15 protein-coding genes, 1 pseudogene and 1 riboswitch are annotated in these 17,030 nt (G+C 63.6%); of the genes and pseudogenes, 6 read left to right on the top strand and 10 right to left on the bottom strand.

Translation table 11 applies throughout. From position 1 onward, the window contains the following. The first annotated feature begins 7 nt into the window (after positions 1-7). Genes NKH78_RS09895 through NKH78_RS09885 form a run of 3 tightly spaced genes read left to right on the top strand, consistent with a single transcriptional unit; the run spans position 8 to position 3,523 of the window. Positions 8-1,048, top strand: coding sequence for a 2-hydroxyacid dehydrogenase (locus NKH78_RS09895; protein WP_352738505.1), 1,041 nt, complete (start codon positions 8-10; stop codon positions 1,046-1,048). Positions 1,049-1,067: 19 nt separating this feature from the next. Continuing rightward, positions 1,068-2,585, top strand: a complete 1,518-nt coding sequence (locus tag NKH78_RS09890) for a glycerol-3-phosphate dehydrogenase (protein ID WP_352738507.1) — start codon at positions 1,068-1,070, stop codon at positions 2,583-2,585. Beyond that, positions 2,585-3,523, top strand: coding sequence for a sugar phosphate isomerase/epimerase family protein (locus NKH78_RS09885; protein ID WP_352882860.1), 939 nt, complete (start codon positions 2,585-2,587; stop codon positions 3,521-3,523). Before NKH78_RS09890 ends, NKH78_RS09885 begins: the two co-directional genes overlap by 1 nt. A 44-nt stretch (positions 3,524-3,567) precedes the next feature. Here the strand turns inward: NKH78_RS09885 and fba are convergent, their stop codons facing one another. Beyond that, positions 3,568-4,632 (bottom strand): class II fructose-bisphosphate aldolase, encoded by a 1,065-nt coding sequence (fba, locus tag NKH78_RS09880; RefSeq protein WP_352738509.1) that lies wholly within the window; start codon positions 4,630-4,632, stop codon positions 3,568-3,570. Positions 4,633-4,888: 256 nt separating this feature from the next. On the opposite strand from fba, the gene NKH78_RS09875 reads away from it, so the two are divergent. The 3 genes from NKH78_RS09875 to derI are packed head-to-tail and all read left to right on the top strand — an operon-like array spanning position 4,889 to position 6,892. Next, positions 4,889-5,653 carry a DeoR/GlpR family DNA-binding transcription regulator gene (locus tag NKH78_RS09875; protein ID WP_352738511.1) on the top strand — a complete coding sequence of 255 codons (765 nt, stop codon included), beginning with the start codon at positions 4,889-4,891 and terminating at the stop codon, positions 5,651-5,653. Positions 5,654-5,663: 10 nt separating this feature from the next. Further along, positions 5,664-6,422, top strand: coding sequence for a triose-phosphate isomerase (locus NKH78_RS09870; protein ID WP_352777153.1), 759 nt, complete (start codon positions 5,664-5,666; stop codon positions 6,420-6,422). A 26-nt stretch (positions 6,423-6,448) separates the two neighbouring features. Next, on the top strand, positions 6,449-6,892 hold the full coding sequence (gene derI, locus NKH78_RS09865) for a D-erythrulose-4-phosphate isomerase (protein ID WP_254818715.1): 444 nt from the start codon (positions 6,449-6,451) through the stop codon (positions 6,890-6,892). On the opposite strand, the gene dhaL is transcribed toward derI, so the two are convergent. The 9 genes and pseudogenes from dhaL to mtnK form a co-directional block, all read right to left on the bottom strand. Next, positions 6,889-7,524 (bottom strand): dihydroxyacetone kinase subunit DhaL, encoded by a 636-nt coding sequence (dhaL, locus tag NKH78_RS09860; protein WP_352738516.1) that lies wholly within the window; start codon positions 7,522-7,524, stop codon positions 6,889-6,891. The two genes, derI and dhaL, sit on opposite strands and share 4 nt — an antisense overlap. Before the next feature lie 9 nt (positions 7,525-7,533). After that, positions 7,534-8,541, bottom strand: a complete 1,008-nt coding sequence (locus tag NKH78_RS09855) for a dihydroxyacetone kinase subunit DhaK (protein WP_352701781.1) — start codon at positions 8,539-8,541, stop codon at positions 7,534-7,536. Between the two features lie 68 nt (positions 8,542-8,609). Next, on the bottom strand, positions 8,610-9,083 hold the full coding sequence (locus NKH78_RS09850; RefSeq protein ID WP_352882780.1) for a 6,7-dimethyl-8-ribityllumazine synthase: 474 nt from the start codon (positions 9,081-9,083) through the stop codon (positions 8,610-8,612). Between the two features lie 76 nt (positions 9,084-9,159). Then, a riboswitch (FMN riboswitch) is annotated at positions 9,160-9,307 on the bottom strand. Positions 9,308-9,398: 91 nt separating this feature from the next. Then, positions 9,399-11,685 (bottom strand): annotated as a pseudogene (locus NKH78_RS09845) (xanthine dehydrogenase family protein molybdopterin-binding subunit). 9 nt (positions 11,686-11,694) lie between these two features. Next, the gene (locus tag NKH78_RS09840) at positions 11,695-12,681 is read right to left on the bottom strand and encodes an FAD binding domain-containing protein (protein ID WP_352738518.1); all 987 of its coding nucleotides are present in this window, start codon (positions 12,679-12,681) and stop codon (positions 11,695-11,697) included. Between the two features lie 3 nt (positions 12,682-12,684). Next, the gene (locus NKH78_RS09835) at positions 12,685-13,344 is read right to left on the bottom strand and encodes a 2Fe-2S iron-sulfur cluster-binding protein (RefSeq protein ID WP_352476552.1); all 660 of its coding nucleotides are present in this window, start codon (positions 13,342-13,344) and stop codon (positions 12,685-12,687) included. Between the two features lie 129 nt (positions 13,345-13,473). Further along, the gene (locus NKH78_RS09830; protein ID WP_352738597.1) at positions 13,474-14,358 is read right to left on the bottom strand and encodes a helix-turn-helix domain-containing protein; all 885 of its coding nucleotides are present in this window, start codon (positions 14,356-14,358) and stop codon (positions 13,474-13,476) included. A 180-nt stretch (positions 14,359-14,538) separates the two neighbouring features. Continuing rightward, complete coding sequence (gene mtnA / locus NKH78_RS09825) at positions 14,539-15,633, bottom strand: S-methyl-5-thioribose-1-phosphate isomerase (RefSeq protein ID WP_352738520.1); 1,095 nt, start codon at positions 15,631-15,633, stop codon at positions 14,539-14,541. Further along, positions 15,630-16,901, bottom strand: a complete 1,272-nt coding sequence (gene mtnK, locus NKH78_RS09820) for an S-methyl-5-thioribose kinase (protein ID WP_352738522.1) — start codon at positions 16,899-16,901, stop codon at positions 15,630-15,632. The genes mtnA and mtnK overlap by 4 nt, the downstream gene beginning before the upstream one ends. Positions 16,902-17,030: the final 129 nt, after the last annotated feature.

Below are 17,030 nucleotides of genomic sequence, written 5' to 3'. Positions count from 1 at the left end.
GAAGAGCATGCCCAAGAAAATTGCGATCATCGGCGACCGCTTCATGCTTCCGAACGTGTTTCGCGAGAAAATCGAGGCGGCCTGCGGCGACAATCTCGACATCCGCACCGTTGAAACCGCTTGGCCCGACGAGCCGATGCAATTCGGCAATGCGGCGCTCGGCCTCGACAAGGTCAAGGAGTATTTCGGCGATCCGGACGAGGTGGTCGATTTTGTCGGCGATGCCGAAATTTTTGTTACCCAGCTTGCGCCGCTCTCCGAAGCCATGATGCAGCGCCTGCCCACACTCAAGCTGGTTGCGGTGTCGCGCGGCGGGCCGATCAACATCGACATGGCTGCCGCCAAGGCCCATGGCATCACGGTGGTCAATGTGCCCGGCCGCAACGCCAGCGCGGTGGCCGAGTTCACCATTGGCGCCATTCTCGCCGAAACGCGGCTGATCCGCGTCGGTCACGAAGCCTTGCGCAAGGGCGAGTGGCGCGGCGATCTCTACCGCGCCGACCGCACCGGCCGCGAGCTCAACGAAATGACCGTTGGCGTCATCGGCTATGGCAATATCGGCACCAGGCTGGTTCGGCTGCTGCGTGCTTTCGGCTGTCGCATCCTGGTCTGCGATCCCTATGTGCAGTTGAGCGTCGAGGACCGCAATGCCGGCGTCGAGCTGGTAGCGCTGGACGATCTGCTGTCGCGCTCCGATGTGGTCACGCTGCATTCCCGGGTCACCGAAGAGACGCGCGGTCTCATCGGCAAGGACGCTATTGCCCGGATGAAGCCAGGCGTAATCTTCGTCAATACCGCGCGCGGACCGCTGGTCGACTACGATGCACTCTACGAGGCGCTCGTCTCGGGACAGATCGGCAGTGCCATGTTGGAGACGTTCGCCGTCGAGCCGGTGCCTGCCGACTGGCCCTTGCTGCAGCTGCCGAACGTGACACTGACGCCGCATATCGCCGGCGCGTCGGTGCGCACGGTGACTTATGCGGCCGAGCAGGCGGCCGAGGAAGTGCGCCGCTTCATCGCCGGTCTGCCTCCGGTCAATCCATGCTGACGACAGGGCATCGAGCGAGATGAACGGTGAAACCGAAATCGTCGACCTCTTCGTCGTCGGCGGCGGCGTCAATGGCGCCGGAATCGCGCGCGATGCGGCGGGCCGGGGCCTGTCGGTCATTCTTTGCGAAAAAGACGATCTCGCCGAGGGCACCAGTTCGCGATCGGGAAAGCTCGTTCATGGCGGTTTGCGCTATCTCGAATATTACGAGTTCCGCCTGGTGCGGGAGGCGCTGATCGAGCGCGAGGTGCTGCTCGAATCCGCGCCGCACATCATCTGGCCTATGCGCTTCGTGCTGCCGCACAGCCCCGATGACCGGCCGGCCTGGCTGGTCCGGCTCGGCCTGTTCCTCTACGATCATCTTGGCGGCCGCAAGCGGCTGCCGGCCACCCGCACGCTCGACCTGCGCACCGCACCCGAAGGCGCGCCGATCAAGGACGCCTTCAAGCGCGGCTTCGAATATTCCGACTGCTGGGTCGACGACGCCCGCCTGGTCGTCATCAACGCGCTCGACGCCGCCGAGCGCGGGGCCAGGATATTCACCCGCACCGCCTGCATTGCCGCCCGTCGCGAAAGCGGCCTGTGGTCGGTGGAGATGCGCGACGGTCGAACCGGCGTCAGGACCACCGTCCGGGCACGCGCGCTGATCAACGCCGGCGGTCCCTGGGTCAACGACATCGTCAACCGCGTGGCCGGCCAGAACTCCAAGCGGAACGTGCGCCTGGTCAAGGGCAGCCATATTGTCGTGCCAAAATTCTGGGAAGGGCGACAGGCCTATCTCGTCCAAAACAGCGACAAGCGCGTGATCTTCATCAATCCCTACCAGAACGATCTGGCGCTGATCGGCACCACCGACATCCCCTATGACGGGCGGCCGGAAGACGTGACCGCGGATGCCGGCGAGATCGATTATCTGATCAAGGTGGTCAACCGCTACTTCAAGCGCCAGCTTGCGCGCAGCGACGTCGTTCATTCGTTTTCCGGCGTCAGGCCGCTCTATGACGACAATGCCGACAATCCGAGTGCGGTGACCCGCGATTATATTTTCGAACTCGACGCTTCGGCAGGGCAGGCGCCGCTGCTTTCCGTCTTCGGCGGCAAGATCACCACCTTCCGCAAATTGGCCGAGCACGCGCTGGACCGCATCGCCCCGTTCTTTCCGAAGATGGGCAAGCCGTGGACCTCGAAAGGGCATCTGCCGGGCGGCGATATCGCCAATGCCGATTTCGAGCAGTTCCTCGGTGACCTCGGCCACGAATATCCCTGGATGCCCGCCTCCCTGGTCAAGCATTATGGCCGGCTCTATGGCACAAGGACGCGTGATCTGGTCGGCGCGGCCGGTTCGCTCACCGAACTGGGCCGGCGCTTCGGCAAGGATTTTTTCGAGCGCGAAGCTAACTACCTGCTCGAGCACGAATGGGCCGAGACCGCGGCCGATATTCTCGAACGACGCACCAAGCACGGCCTGCATCTGTCCAGCGCGGAAAGAGAAGCGTTCGAGGACTGGTGTTCGAATCGGCTGGCGAAGGCCGGCTGATGGCCTTTACGCTGTCCCTCAACACCAATCCGCTGGTCAACCGTTTTGCCGAACCGAACGACCTGATCGATACGATCGCCTACGACATCGGCATCCGCGACGTGCAGCTCACGCATGAGTTCATCAATCCCGGCTGGCCGGCGGCAACGATCGCTAAATTCACCCGCCTGTTCCGCTCCGCTCTCAACCGCACCGGGGTGCGCGTGACCTCGGCGATGACCGGCCCTTACGGCCGGCTCAATCATTTCGGCCATCCCGATGCCGACGTGCGACGCTACTACGTCGACTGGTTCAAGACCTTTGCCGAAGTTTCGGCCGAGCTCGGCGCCGGCGGCATGGGTACGCAGTTCGCGATCTTCACCCATCGGGATTACGACGATCCTGAACGTCGCGCGCGGCTTTTCGACATCGCGCTGGCGTGCTGGCGTGAGGTTGCCGAGCATGCCCGGGCCGCCGGCTTGATCTACCTGTTCTGGGAGCCGATGTCGGTCGGCCGCGAGTTCGGCCATACGATCGAGAGCTGCCGGACGCTGCAGCGCGAGATCGATGCCGCCGGCATGGCGATCCCGCTCAAGATGATGGTCGACATCGACCATGGCGACGTGACGTCGAGCAATCCGGACGACATCGACCCTTATGCCTGGGCCGAAGCCTTTCCAAAGCAATCGCCGATCATCCACGTCAAGCAGTCGTCGATGAACAAGGGTGGCCATTGGCCGTTCATTGCCGCCCACAACAAGGACGGCCGCATCACGCCGGAAAAGCTGCTGGAGACGGTTCGCCGTGGCGGCGGCGTCGACAACGAGATCTGCCTCGAATTGTCGTTCCGCGAGCGCGAGCCCGTCGACCACCGGGTCATCGCCATGATCCGCGAGTCGGTCGACTATTGGGCGCCCTTCATCGAGACTGGCAGGGCCGATCTTTTGCCGCGAGCATGATGGATGAGCAGGAGCCGATGCGGCCCCTGCTCATCCAGAACACATCAGCCGAATTTAGGGTCGAGGCTGCCGGATTTATAGCGCCTGGCCATTTCCGATAGCGGCAGCGGCTTGATCTTCAGTGCGTTGCCAGCGGTGCCGAATTGCTCGAAACGCTCCTTGCAGAGCTTTCGCATGGCGGCCATCGCCGGCGTCAGATATTTGCGCGGGTCGAATTCGCCCGGGTTCTCGGTCAGCACCTTGCGAATGGCGCCGGTCAGCGCCATGCGGTTGTCGGTATCGATGTTGATCTTGCGCACGCCGTGCTTGATGCCGCGCTGGATCTCCTCGACCGGCACCCCCCATGTCGGCTTCATCTGGCCGCCGTATTTGTTGATGATCTCCTGCAGCTCTTCCGGCACCGAGGACGAGCCGTGCATGACGAGATGCATGTTCGGCAGGCGGCGGTGAATTTCCTCGATGACGTTCATGGCCAGCACAGCGCCGTCCGGCTTGCGGCTGAACTTGTAGGCGCCGTGGCTGGTGCCCATGGCGACGGCCAGCGCATCGACACGGGTGTCGCGCACGAATTGTTCGGCCTGCACGGGATCGGTCAGCAGCTGGTCGTGACTGATGACGCCCTCGACGCCATGGCCGTCCTCCTGCTCGCCGCCGCCCATCTCCAGCGATCCGAGAACGCCGATCTCGCCTTCCACCGAGACGCCGCCCCAATGCGCCATGTCGACGACGCGGCGGGTGATGCCGGAATTATAGGTGTAGTCGGCCGGTGTCTTGCCGTCTTCCTTCAGCGATCCGTCCATCATCACCGACGTGAAGCCGTGCTGGATCGCGGTGACGCAAGTGGCTTCGTTGTTGCCATGGTCGAGATGCATGCAGACCGGGATATCGGGATGGATTTCGACCAGCGCGTCGATCAGCTTGGCCAGCACCACATCGTTGGCGTAGGCTCGCGCGCCGCGGCTCGCCTGCAGGATAACCGGCGATTTGGTCTCCTCGGCTGCCTCCATGACGGCGAGGCCCTGTTCCATATTGTTCATGTTGAAGGCAGGCACGCCATAGCCGTATTCGGCGGCATGATCGAGCAATTGTCTCAGTGTGATGCGAGCCACTCAGTAGTCTCCCGTATCCGGTTTCGAGCCAGTGTTTGCGGGCTGTTCGGTTGTCGTCGAGCCCCTGATGCTTCTGGCCGGATTTCCGCGGCACCGCAACCGCTGGGCGCTCGGCCGGCAGCAATTCTTGTTACAGCACGCGACCAGAAGCGTCATGATATCCCATAGAGACATAACATTATCACAAAAAATTTGATGGCTTGTGCGACGTTTGCTGTTATGTCTCGGAACCGGGGTGCACGAGGAAGCCGCGGAAATGAAGAGCGACGGCCGTCGGCAAGGCATCATGGATTTTCTGATGGACATCGGTACGGCCAGTGTCGACGATCTTGCCTCACGCTTCGGCGTGTCGAAGATGACCGTCCACCGCGACCTCGACGAGCTCGAGGAAAGCGGCTTTCTGCGCAAGGTGCGCGGCGGCGCCTCGATCCAGCCGAGCAGCCTTTTCGAGAGCGATTTCCGTTACCGCCAGAGATTGGCTGGCGACGAGAAAAAGCGCATCGCCGTCGCCGCCGTGAGGATGATCGAACCGGGCCAGACGGTGATTATCGACGACGGCTCGACCGCGGGCGGCGTTGCTCGGCACCTTGCCGATCTGCGTCCGCTGACGGTGATCTCGAACAACCTGGCTGTCATCCAGGATTTGGCGGGCGTTGCCGGCATCAACCTGATTGCGCTTGGCGGCCAATACAGCAAGAAGTTCCACGGCTTCTTCGGCCTGCTCGCCGAAGACACGCTGAAATCTTTGCGCGCAGATGTCGCCTTCCTGTCTTCATCGGCCATCCATGGTGCCTCTGCCTTTCACCAAGATCAGGAAGTGGTCCAGACCAAACGGCTGATGATGGCCGCAGCAGCGCGCAAATATCTGCTGGCCGATCACGGCAAGTTTGGCCGCACTGCCTTGCACTTCCTGGCCGATCTCAAGGCCTTCGACATGGTCTTCACCGGCCGCGAGCCGCAGCCGCAGATGCGCGCCGCGCTGGATGGCGCTGGCGTTTCGCTGACGGTGATCGCAGAGTAGGAGGGCACGTATGGTTTATTGGGTCGGCACCAGCTGGAAAATGAACAAGACGCTCGCCGAGGCGATGGCTTTCGCCGAGGCGCTGGCGGAGTTCGTCCCCGGTTTCGACGAGCGCATTCAGCCTTTCGTCATCCCGCCCTTCACGGCGGTCCGCGAGGTCAAGAAAGCGCTGTCGCCGACACGCATCAAGGTCGGCGCGCAGAACATGCATTGGGCCGACGCCGGTGCCTGGACCGGCGAGATCTCGCCGGTAATGCTGAAAGACTGCGAACTTGATATGGTAGAGTTGGGCCACAGCGAACGGCGCGAGCATTTCGGCGAGACCGACAAGGCTGTCGGGCTGAAGACTGCAGCGGCGGTGAAGCACGGTCTCGTGCCACTCATCTGCGTCGGCGAGACCTTGGCTCAACGCAACAGCGGGCAGGCCGCTGCGGTACTGGCCCTGCAGGTGCACGGCGCACTGCAGTTTCTCGAAGGGGCGGCGAAGGCGGCGACGATCCTGTTTGCCTATGAGCCGGTCTGGGCGATCGGCGACAAGGGCGTGCCGGCCAGTTCTGATTATGCCGACAGGCAGCAGGCGCTGATCAAGAAAATCGCCCGCGACCTGCTGCCGGTGGTGCCGCCGGTGCTTTATGGCGGCAGCGTCAATCCGCAAAATGCCGCCGAACTGGTCGGCCAGCCCAATATAGACGGCTTGTTTATCGGCCGTTCCGCCTGGCAGGCGGAAGGCTATATCGACATCCTCAAACGCGCCTCGGCGGCGATCTGAAGCATCGAACAGGAAGGAAACCGAACATGAAAATAGCCATTGGAGCCGACAGCGCCGGCAAGCCGCTGCTCGACGTCATTGCTGCTCACCTCGCCACCAAGCCCGGCCTCACGGTCAGCGACCTCAGCCAGGCGGGCTACTATGCCGACCTGTCGCAGAAGCTCGCCCAGACCATCCTGGACGGCGAGAACGATCGCGGCATCCTGTTTTGCGGCACCGGCATCGGCGTATCCATTTCCGCCAACAAGGTCCCCGGCATTCGCGCCGCACTCACCCACGACACCTATTCGGCAGAGCGCGCGGCAAAATCCAACAACGCCCAGATCATCACCATGGGCGCGCGCGTCATCGGCCCGGAACTGGCCAAGTCGATCGTCGACGCCTGGCTCGCATCGGAATTCGATGAGAAGGGACCATCGGCCGGCAATGTCCAGGCCATCGACAGGCTCGACGCGGCGAAGCGGGGTTAAGCCAGACTGTTCCGCATTGCCCTGATGATCGTCACGGCCGATGCGGCGCCAGGATCGAGATGGCCGATCGAGCGCTCGCCGAGACGCGAAGAGCGGCCCTTCGTGGCGATCATGTCCTTGGTCGCCTCGGCGCCGCTTTCGGCCGCGGCAAGTGCCGCATCCAGGCTCTCGGACAGGCTCTTGCCGGCTTCCTGTGCGACACCCGCTGCCTGCGCTGCCGGCAGCCAGGCGTCGATCATGGTCTTTTCGCCGAGCTCGGCCTTGCCGCGATCCTGGATGCCTTGTGCCATCGCCCGGAACATGGCGATGACGTCAGCGTCCTCCAGAATTGCCTTGCCTTTGACGGCGGCGGCACCGCGCATGAAGGCGGTCGCATAGAGCGGGCCCGACGAGGCGCCGACTGCGTTGAGAAACGACTTTGCCGCGGTGTTGAGCAATGCCGTCGGCTCGGTCGACGCATCGATCTGGTCCAGCGTGTCGCGCACAGCGCCGAAGCCTAGTGCCATGGCGATGCCATGGTCGGCGTCGCCGATGACGCCGTCGAGCCGGCAGAGCCTGTCCTTGTCGGCGTCGATCGCCGCGGCGATCGCATCGAACATTCTTTTCAATTTGGCCGTATCGGTGGATGTCATGATGCTCTCTCAGCCGGCGCGGAACATGGCGCAGTCGCAGGGATGGTCGAGCATCTCCTGCAATTCGCCGTCGAGATGCATCAGCGTCACCGAGGCGCCGGCCATTTCGAGCGAGGTGCAATAATTGCCGACCCAGGTCGCGTGGACGGAAACGCCGATGTCATCGAGCCTCTGCTTGATCCGCCGGTTCATGATGTAGAGCTCCATCAGCGGCGTTGAGCCGAGCGAATTGACGAGCACGGCGACCTTATCGCCGCGCGCCGGCGCCATCTCGTCGAAGATCTTGTCCAGCATCTCGTCGGTGATCTCGTCGGCGGTTTTCAATTTTCCGCGCGCGATGCCCGGTTCGCCATGAATGCCCATGCCGATCTCCATCTCGTCCGGCCCGATCTCGAAATTGGGCCGGCGGGTCTGCGGCAGCGAGCAGGGCGACAGTGCCACGCCCATGGTAAAGGTGTGATCGTTGGCCTTCCTGGCAATGCGTTCGCATTCATCGAATGACAGCATCCGGTCGCAGGCTGCACCAGCGGCCTTGAAGATGAAGAAATTGCCGGCGACGCCGCGCCGCTTCTGCCTCTGGTCGCGTGGCGCCGAGGCGACGTCGTCGGTGGTCAGCACGGTGCGCACTTCGATGTCGTCCATCGCCGCCATCTCTGCGGCCATGTCGAAGTTCATCACGTCGCCAGCATAGTTGCCGTACATGAACAGCACGCCGGCGCCGCCGCTGGCCGCCTTGGCGCATTCGAGGATCGGGTCCGGCGGCGGCGAGGCGAAGACATTGCCGATTGCGGCGGCGTCGGCCAGCCCCTTGCCGACGAAGCCGAGGAAGGTCGGCTCGTGGCCCGAGCCGCCACCGATGACGAGACCGACCTTGTCGGGGCGTGGGCCGTCGCGGGCGATGATGGAGCGCGGACTTCCCTCCGCACTGCTGAGATGGCGCGGATGCGCAGCCAGGATGCCCTCCAGCATCTCGTCGACGGAGCGGTTACCGTCATTGATGATCTTCTTGGTCTGCACCGGCATCCTCCCTGGTTTTCGTGAGATACTACAGCGCCTTACCGGGATTTCCACCCGCGACGGAGATTTCATGCCGCGATGCGTTCGCGTGCCGCCAGCAGTTGCACGCAGGCACTGGCCGCCTCTTTGCCCTTGACCTTGAAATGCTCGAAGAAGAAGCGGTGATGGTCCGCGCTGTCATGGTAGTTGTGCGGCGTCAGCACCGCCGAAAGCACGGGCACGCCAGTCGACAATTGCACGTTCATCATGCCGTCGATGACAGCGCCCGCCACGAATTCATGGCGGTAGATGCCGCCATTGACGACAAACGCCGCGCCGAGGATCGCCGCATAGCGACCGGTCTGGGCCAAGGTCTTTGCATGCAGGGGAATCTCATAGGCACCCGGCACGTCGAAGACATCGACGGCAAAGCGTTTCTCCCCGAGAGCCGCCAGTTCCGCCTCGAACGCTTCAACGCATTGGTCGACGATGTCGGCGTGCCAGCGCGCCCGAATGACGGCAACGCGGATCATTTCATAGTTTTTCCGGGAATGCTGATTCATGGGTCCATCCTTCCGTTTCGAACCAGAATCAGGACGCACGATAGGGAATCCGAACCGCGAGAGCGGACCGTCTTCCATTCGTTCTCTTCCATCCGGACTTTGACCGTCGGCTCCGGAATCACACCGGATCTGCTGACCCTTCCGATCATCTGGAAGGCGCTCGCGGGCTTGGGCCGAAACCCTTCACCGCCGGTGGGGACTTTCACCCCGCCCTGAGAACATTGACGGCGTTTGTATGAAAGGGCTGGATGACGCTGTCAACCACCGGCGTCGCGGTCACCCTTGAGGGCGAGGAGGCGCTGACAACTTGCAGCGTCAAATGGCGATCACAGGCAAGGCAGGCAGCACCTTGTCCAAGGTGATGGGAAATTCACGCACTCGCACGCCGGTCGCGTTGTAAATGGCGTTGGCGACAGCTGCCCCGGCACCGCACACGCCGAGCTCGCCGAGACCCTTTGCGCCAAGCGGGTTGGCCTTGTCGTCATCTTCCTCGAGGAAGGCGACCTCCATATCGGGGACATCGCCATTGACCGGCACATGATACTCGGCAAGATCGTGATTGACGAAGTGGCCGTAGCGCGGATCGAGCACCGTCTGCTCCATCAGCGCTGCACCGATCCCCAGGTCATGCCGCCGATGATTTGCGAGCGCGCGGTCTTGGCGTTGAGGATACGGCCCGCGCCGATCACAAGTCAGCATCCGGCGCATGCGGATTTCACCGGTATCGCAATCGACAGCGACCTCTGCGAAATGCGCGCCATAGGAATGCTGCGAATAGGTCTTGTATGACTGGGTAGTGGCGCCCGCGGCTACGGAGCCTTCGGCTTCGAGCCCGTCGGGAGAGATCCCTCGGATAAGATCGGCTAGGCTCGCCGATCGCTGGCCGACCCTGACCTCGCCGTCGGCAAAGCTTGCCTCGGTGGCGTTCGCGCCGCGCAACGGCGAGGCTTCGTTCGACTGCGCCGCCTCCAGGATGCGTTCCGTCAGAGCGTTGCAGGCGTTGTGCAGCGCCGAACCCGCGCTTGCTGCGCCCCAGGACCCGCCGGAGCCGGCGGTACGCGGGAAGCGGCTGTCGCCAAGCTCCACTTTGATGACGAGATCGGCAGGCCGAGGCTCTCCGCCACGATCTGGGTCAGGATCGTATAGGTGCCGGTCCCAATATCGGTCATGTCGAGCCGCGCCGTCACCCGACCGTCCCGGTCGATCGCAACCCGCGCCGTCGCCGCGCCGATGTAGTTCGGACGGATCGCCGCCGCCATGCCGTAGCCGATGAGCTTGCGGCCCTCTCGGGTGCGGCCAGGTGTCGGGTTTCTCCGCTCCCAACCGAAACGGCGGGCGCCTTCCTCCATGCAGGCGACGAGATTGCGGGTGGAGAACGGCACGCCGCGCTCGGGATCCTGTGCCGGCTCGTTTCGGACCCTGAGTTCGATCGGATCCAGGCCGACCCGCTCGGCGAGTTCATCCATTGCACATTCGAAGGCCAGCATGCCGGGCGCTTCGCCGGGCGAGCGCATCCATTCGCCGCGGTTGATGTCCAGCGGAACCAGGCGATGGCGGGTGAGACGGTTCGGCGCCGCATAGAGCGAGCGCGCAAAAACTGCCGTTTGTTCGCAGTACTCCTCGAAGCTGGACGTTGCCGACCAGACATCGTGCGCGATCCCGGTGAGCCGCCCGTCGGTGCCCGCGCCGAGACGCACCTGTTGGATCATCTCTGCACGATGACCGGCATTGGCGAACATCTGTTGTCGCGTCAGCGCGATTTTCACGGGGCGCCGCAGGACCTGCGCTGCAAGCGCGGCCAGGATCGTATCGGCATGGACAATCAGCTTGGACCCGAAGCCTCCGCCGATGAAGGGGCTGACGACGCGCACTCGCTCGGGCGGGATGCGAAGCGTGCTGGCGACCCCGGCCCGGAAGTTCGCAAGGGTCTGCGCCGATGTATGGATCGTCAGCTCGTTGCCTGACCAGGCAGCAAGCGTCGCATGAGGCTCCATCGGATTGTGATGTTCGAAAGGCGTCCGGTACGTGGCATCGATCTTGACCGGAGCCACAGCAAAGGTGCTCTCGAAGTCGCCGATCACGCTGTCGGTCTCGAAGCCGGCATTTGTCCGCTTTGGCGCATAGGCGTCGGCCTTATGGCCCGGTAGATCGTAGACGCCCGGCTCCTCGTCGTAGCGCACCTTGATGAGGCCCGCAGCAGCGCGTGCCGCCTCGAACGTCTCCGCAACGATCAGCGGACGGGCTCGTCGTAATACCGCACCCGCTCGCTGTTGAGCGCGGGCCGGGCACGGGTGAAGACCTCTGGCACCGTCGGCGTGACCGCTGGGCCGAAATCCGGCTGGGCCGGCGCATTCCGGTGCGTCATGGCGAGCAACACCGCCGGCGCCCCTTCGGCATCGGTCGTGTCGATCTCGGCGATGCGGCCCCTGGCGATGGAGACGCCGAGAATGTAGCCATAGACTGTACCATCCAGCACATTCTCGTAAGCGTATGTGGCGCCGCCCATCACTTTGAGCGGACCGTCAATGCGGTCGATCGGCCGCCCGATTAAGGCATTGCGCGTTTCGGAAGGATGGTTCTCGCTGGTCTTCGTCTCTGTCATCGCATCACCTCATGCACTCTCGGCGGCAGCAGCGAGCGTGTGCCGCATCGTCCGTTTCGCCAGCGGGACCTTGAAATCATTGGCGCCATGCCCGACGGCTCCGGCGAGCGCGGCTTCGGCCGCGTCGGTAAAGGCACCGTGGGACGCCGCCGCGCCTGCCAGCGCGCGCTCCGCCTCCGTCGCGCGCCAGGGTTTCGCTGCCACGCCGCCCATGGCGATCCGAGCGCTTCGGATACGGTCGCCGCTTTTCTCGACGATTGCTGCCACCGACACCAGCGCGAAGGCGTAGGAGGCACGGTCGCGCACCTTGCCGTAAAGCTGCCGGCCGGGTGGTGGCGGCGGCAGGGTAACCGCAACGACCATTTCGCCGTGGCCGAGCACGGTCTCCACATGGGGCGTCGCCTCGGGCAATCGATGGAAATCGCCGATCGTGATCGTGCGGGTCTCACCGCCGGGCGAGACGGTCTCGATCCAGGCGTCGAGCCCGGACATGGCGACCGCCATGTCAGAAGGATGTACCGCGATGCAGGCTTCGCTCGCGCCGAGTACGGCGTGCATGCGGTTGAAGCCCTGAAGCGCCGCGCAGCCCGAACCCGGCTGGCGCTTGTTGCAGGGCATGTTGCGGTCATAGAAGTAGGGGCAGCGCGTACGCTGCAGGAGATTGCCGCTGGTCGAGGCCTTGTTGCGTATCTGTCCAGACGCTCCCGCCAGCAGCGCTTGCGTGAGCATCGGGTAGCGCGACCTTACCCGTGGGTCGGCGGCGAGATCGCTATTGCGGACCTGGGCGCCGACCCGAAGCCCGCCTTCCGCCGTCTCCTCGATCCGATCAAGAGGCAGCCGGCTGATGTCGACGAGATGCGCTGGGCGCTCGATCTCGAGCTTCATCAGGTCGAGCAGGTTGGTGCCGCCGCTGATGAACTTGGCGTCCGGCCGGGCCGCAACCGCGGCGGCCGCCTGCTCGGCACTCGTCGCACGTTCATAAGTGAAGGACTGCATTGCTCATGCCTCCTCTGCCGCGTCGCGGATTGCAGCGACAATGTTCGGATAGGCGGCGCAACGGCAGATGTTGCCGCTCATCCGCTCGCGGATCTCGACATCGGTGAGACCGACGGAAGCCGCTGCCACGTCAGCGCTCGCATGGCTTGGCCAGCCGGCCCGCGCTTCGCCCAGCATACCAACCGCCGAGCAGATCTGGCCTGGCGTACAGTAGCCGCACTGGAAACCGTCGCGGGCGATGAAGGCAGCCTGGACCGGATGCAGCCGGTCACCCTCGGCAAGGCCCTCGATCGTGGTGATCTCGTCGCCTTCATGCATTGCGGCAAGCGTCAGGCAGGAATTGATCCGGCGCCCATCGACGAGCACCGTGCATGCGCCGCACTGGCCGTGGTCGCAGCCCTTCTTCGAGCCGGTGAGGCCGAGATGGTTGCGCAGGGCGTCGAGCAGCGTCGTCCGCGGGTCGAGCGCGATGGCAAGATCCTTCGCGTTGATCCGCAACGATATCGTCATCGTCGGTACCGGCGTGGCCGATGCCGCCGCCGTGACGGTCTCGGCCGGCTCGGCGTCAACCGGTATTCCGGTAGCCAGGAGCACCCCGGTCGCAACACCGCCTTCCAACACCATCCGACGCGTCGGCCCGCTCCTGTTGTCCGTTTTGGCCATGCATGATCTCCCAGTCGCAATGAAGCGCAGACGGCAACTTGACCCGAGCAACCCTCGGGTTCTGTCACCCAACGACACTGGAGGTGGGAGTGCGCGCGGCGCCTTTCTTTCAAGAAACCGGCGGCACTATCAGGATTCTGGAGAAGAATTCATCCGATAGGCACGAGGCGTCGTGCGCCTTAGACGTCGGAAGGTCGTGGTGAAGTGGCTCTGGCTTGAAAAGCCGAGCCGAAAGGCAATGATACCGATCGACAAACCCGTTTCGCGCAGCAACACCTCCGCTCGCCGCACCCGTTCCTCGATCACATAGGCATAGGGTGCAAGGCCGGTCGTCGCCTTGAAGCGACGCGCAAAGCTGTCGACGGCCATGCCCGCGACGGCTGCCAGCTCGCTTAGCGAAATGTCGGAATTCATATGCGCATCGATGTAATCCCGAACGCGACCAAGTGCTCGGCGGCTGAGACAGCCGTGACGTACAAACCGCTGTTGCTCCCGGCTCAGGTTGGCCACGCGGAGGCTGACCAGGGCGACCAGATGCTCGACATAGGCAGTGTCTGGCTTGTGGCCGAGTGCCATCTCGTCGCGAAGCGAACTCAGGAGCGTGGCGACGACCGCGTCTTTCTTGTTTACCAGTAGAGGCAGGTTCCTCAGGCGTTGGCATCCGGGAAGCCTGATATCGGGATCGATCCACAGGGCTGAATAGGAGAGGTTTACATCGCGATAGAAGCCCTGTCGTTCCGCGCCTGCCGGGACGAAGGTGAGGGCTCCGGGACGGTCCATCCCATCGTAAAGGGATCGCGCCTCGTGCCGGATGGATGTATGGGACGTGCCGCCTTTTTCGGTCAGCACGATCAGATGATGAGGGGCTGTCCAGCGGAGCTCCGCCTCCCGGCACGCCCACCGCCGGTTGTCGAACACGATCGAGGAGCTGACCCATGACGCGGTTTGCAGGGGCTCCGACTTCTCGTCTTGGCTCCGAACCCGTCCGTCACCAAGCAATGGTCTGAATGACATCGCGGTATCCCGCTTGTTCACTCGCCGGGCCGTGGTCAACCCCGGCTTCGAGCGTTGGGCGCCGCCCCGCCGCTACGCATACAGCCGTCCATGTGGGACAGGCAACGGGCGTTTTTAACCGTGCCGTGGTCAAGAAATCGTGAGATGAGGCAATCCAGAGCGCCCTCCCGGAAAAGCCGATCATCCGCGCTCGGGAAACATCGCCTTCAGGCCTTCGCGCGAGGCCGTAGCGACACCGCGTTCGGTGATCAAACCGGTGACCAGCCGCGCCGGCGTCACGTCGAAGGCCGGATTGGCCGCCGGCGTGGCTTCCGGCGACACGCGGACCTGGGCGATCTCGCCGGAAGCGGTCTTGCCCCAGACCAGCGAGACCTCGTCGGGCGAGCGCTGTTCGATCGGGATTTCGGCCAGCCCGTCGCCCACGGTCCAGTCGATCGTCGGCGACGGCAGCGCGACATAGAACGGCACGTCGTTGTCGGCCGCGGCCAGTGCCTTGAGATAGGTACCGATCTTGTTGCACACATCGCCGTCGGCGGTGGTCCTGTCTGTGCCGACGACGACCATGTCGATCTGGCCGCGCTGCATCAGATGGCCGCCGGCGTTGTCGACGATGAGCGTATGCGGCACGCCGTGGCCGGCCATCTCCCAGGCGGTCAATTGGGCACCCTGGTTGCGGGGTCGCGTTTCGTCGACATAGACATGGACTGGAATGCCGGCTTCCGTCGCCAGATAGATCGGCGCGGTGGCGGTGCCGTAGTCGACGGTGGCCAGCCAGCCGGCGTTGCAGTGGGTCAGGATATTGACCGGTTCGCCCTGCTGCTTGCGCGCCGCGATCGTCTTGATGATTTCGAGCCCATGGGCGCCGATGGCGCGGTTGAGGCCGACATCCTCGTCGGCGATCTCGCCGGCACGCCGATACGCCGCCGCGGCACGTTCTGCCAGGGGAAGCGTCAGCAGGAAGCGCTGCATTTCGTTCAGCGCCCAGCGCAAATTGATCGCCGTCGGGCGCGTTTCGTGCAAGGTTGCCCAGACGGCGTCGAGTGCCGCATCCGACGGATCATCGGCCATCTGCATGGCGACGCCATAGGCAGCGGTGACGCCGATCAGCGGCGCCCCGCGAACCCACATGTCGCGGATTGCCGTGGCGATGCCGGCGACGGTATCGATCTTTTCGGTGCGGAACTCATGCGGCAGCCAGCGCTGGTCGATGATCTCCACCGAACGCCCGTCGTCACTCGGCCAGATGGTGCGGTAGTGGCGGTCGCCGACGTTCAAATCCTGCTCTCCCGTTCGATCAGCGCGGCCAACCGGTTGACCTCGTCGATGCTGTGGATCTGGCGCCGGTTGACGGCGAGGTGACGGCCGAATTTCAGCGCCTTTGCCTCACATCTGGCGCGCAGATCAGGATCGGCAATGGTCTCGAAATCGGCATTATGGGCAAGGCCGAGAATGCGCCGGTGAACCTCGACGCCGGCAAAGCCGAGCAGATCGGTCCAGATCGACTGCAGCATGTGGTCTAGCGCCTGCTCGGCGCCAAGCCTGTCGCCCTGATCCTCGAACAGACTCTTGTGGTAGAGCATGCCGGTACGCTCGGTTCGCCACAGATGCGAGAACTCGACGCGGAATACCGACCATGTCTCGACCGTAACGCCGAGCAGATAGTCGCGCATGGCATCGCGGCTTCCGCCCTGTTCATGGCCGCGCTGCGAGAAGAACGCCATCCAGAAATTGGCGAGCAGCATGCCGACGTCGAAGGCGATCGGGCCGTAGAAGGCGAATTCGGGATCGATCATCCGCGTTTCGGTGTCGGTGACCATGATCGAGCCGGAATGCAGGTCGCCATGCAGCAGCGTCTCGGCATTGGCAGCGAAGATGTGCTTCATGCGCTGCGCCTCGACCTTGAGGTCGCGGTCGGCGCGCAGCTCGGCGACAATGCCGTCGAGCTGCGGGCTGGTGTGCCGGTTCATCTTGGCATCGAAATACGGATCCGAGAAAACCAGGTTCTCGGTGATGTCGCAGAGTTCGACATTGTCGGCGAACAGCGCCAGATCGGCCTTGCGATCCTTGGTCGCCATATGCAGGTCGGAGCCGCGAAACAACGTGCGGGCCATGAACAAGCCGATGTCTTTCGCGATGTTCGGCAATTGCCGGCCTTCGATCAGTGCCCGCCGCAGGATGATGTGCGGCGACAGGTACTCCATGATGATCAGCGCCTGGCCTTCATCGAAGTGGTAGATCTCAGGCACCGAACCCGGCGCCCGTGCCTGTTGCCGCGTCAGCGCATGGTATTCGAAAAAGGAGCGTTTTAACGGCAGCGGCCAGCTGTCGCCGACCAGCCGGACGTAGGGCAGGGCCTGCTTGACGACGGCCGCACCCTGAGCACCCTCGACGATGAACACCAGGTTCAGATTGCCGTCGCCGACTTCACGAACCTTCCACTGGCTCGTATCCTTGCCGATCTGCGAACACAGGGCCTCGTTGGCACCGAGACGGCCCGCCAGTGTCTCGACCGACAGTGCTTCGAACGGCGATTTCCCAGTCATCCTCACCTCCCGCTCATGTGCTCCGATAATAGCGGAGCCATGGCGGCCGGGCCAAGCTAGGAAGCCTTCTGGCAATTGTCAATCGTGTTGACAATTGCCGATATAGCCCATAGCGTCACGGTCAGGGAG

The organism is Mesorhizobium sp. M0910, assembly GCF_040319465.1.
GTDB lineage: Bacteria > Pseudomonadota > Alphaproteobacteria > Rhizobiales > Rhizobiaceae > Mesorhizobium.
Note: the sequence above shows the minus strand (reverse complement) of the source record. Positions and strands in the feature narration are given on the sequence as shown.

What these genes read in the sequence shown, in the direction of transcription:
- NKH78_RS09895 (WP_352738505.1), top strand. Translation starts at nt 8, where the DNA reads ATGCCCAAGAAAATTGCGATCATCGGCGACCGCTTCATGCTTCCGAAC.
- NKH78_RS09890 (WP_352738507.1), top strand. Translation starts at nt 1,068, where the DNA reads ATGAACGGTGAAACCGAAATCGTCGACCTCTTCGTCGTCGGCGGCGGC.
- NKH78_RS09885 (WP_352882860.1), top strand. Translation starts at nt 2,585, where the DNA reads ATGGCCTTTACGCTGTCCCTCAACACCAATCCGCTGGTCAACCGTTTT.
- NKH78_RS09875 (WP_352738511.1), top strand. Translation starts at nt 4,889, where the DNA reads ATGAAGAGCGACGGCCGTCGGCAAGGCATCATGGATTTTCTGATGGAC.
- NKH78_RS09870 (WP_352777153.1), top strand. Translation starts at nt 5,664, where the DNA reads ATGGTTTATTGGGTCGGCACCAGCTGGAAAATGAACAAGACGCTCGCC.
- derI (WP_254818715.1), top strand. Translation starts at nt 6,449, where the DNA reads ATGAAAATAGCCATTGGAGCCGACAGCGCCGGCAAGCCGCTGCTCGAC.
- dhaL (WP_352738516.1), bottom strand. Translation starts at nt 7,524, where the DNA reads ATGACATCCACCGATACGGCCAAATTGAAAAGAATGTTCGATGCGATC.
- NKH78_RS09850 (WP_352882780.1), bottom strand. Translation starts at nt 9,083, where the DNA reads ATGAATCAGCATTCCCGGAAAAACTATGAAATGATCCGCGTTGCCGTC.
- NKH78_RS09840 (WP_352738518.1), bottom strand. Translation starts at nt 12,681, where the DNA reads ATGCAGTCCTTCACTTATGAACGTGCGACGAGTGCCGAGCAGGCGGCC.
- NKH78_RS09835 (WP_352476552.1), bottom strand. Translation starts at nt 13,344, where the DNA reads ATGGCCAAAACGGACAACAGGAGCGGGCCGACGCGTCGGATGGTGTTG.
- NKH78_RS09830 (WP_352738597.1), bottom strand. Translation starts at nt 14,358, where the DNA reads ATGTCATTCAGACCATTGCTTGGTGACGGACGGGTTCGGAGCCAAGAC.
- mtnK (WP_352738522.1), bottom strand. Translation starts at nt 16,901, where the DNA reads ATGACTGGGAAATCGCCGTTCGAAGCACTGTCGGTCGAGACACTGGCG.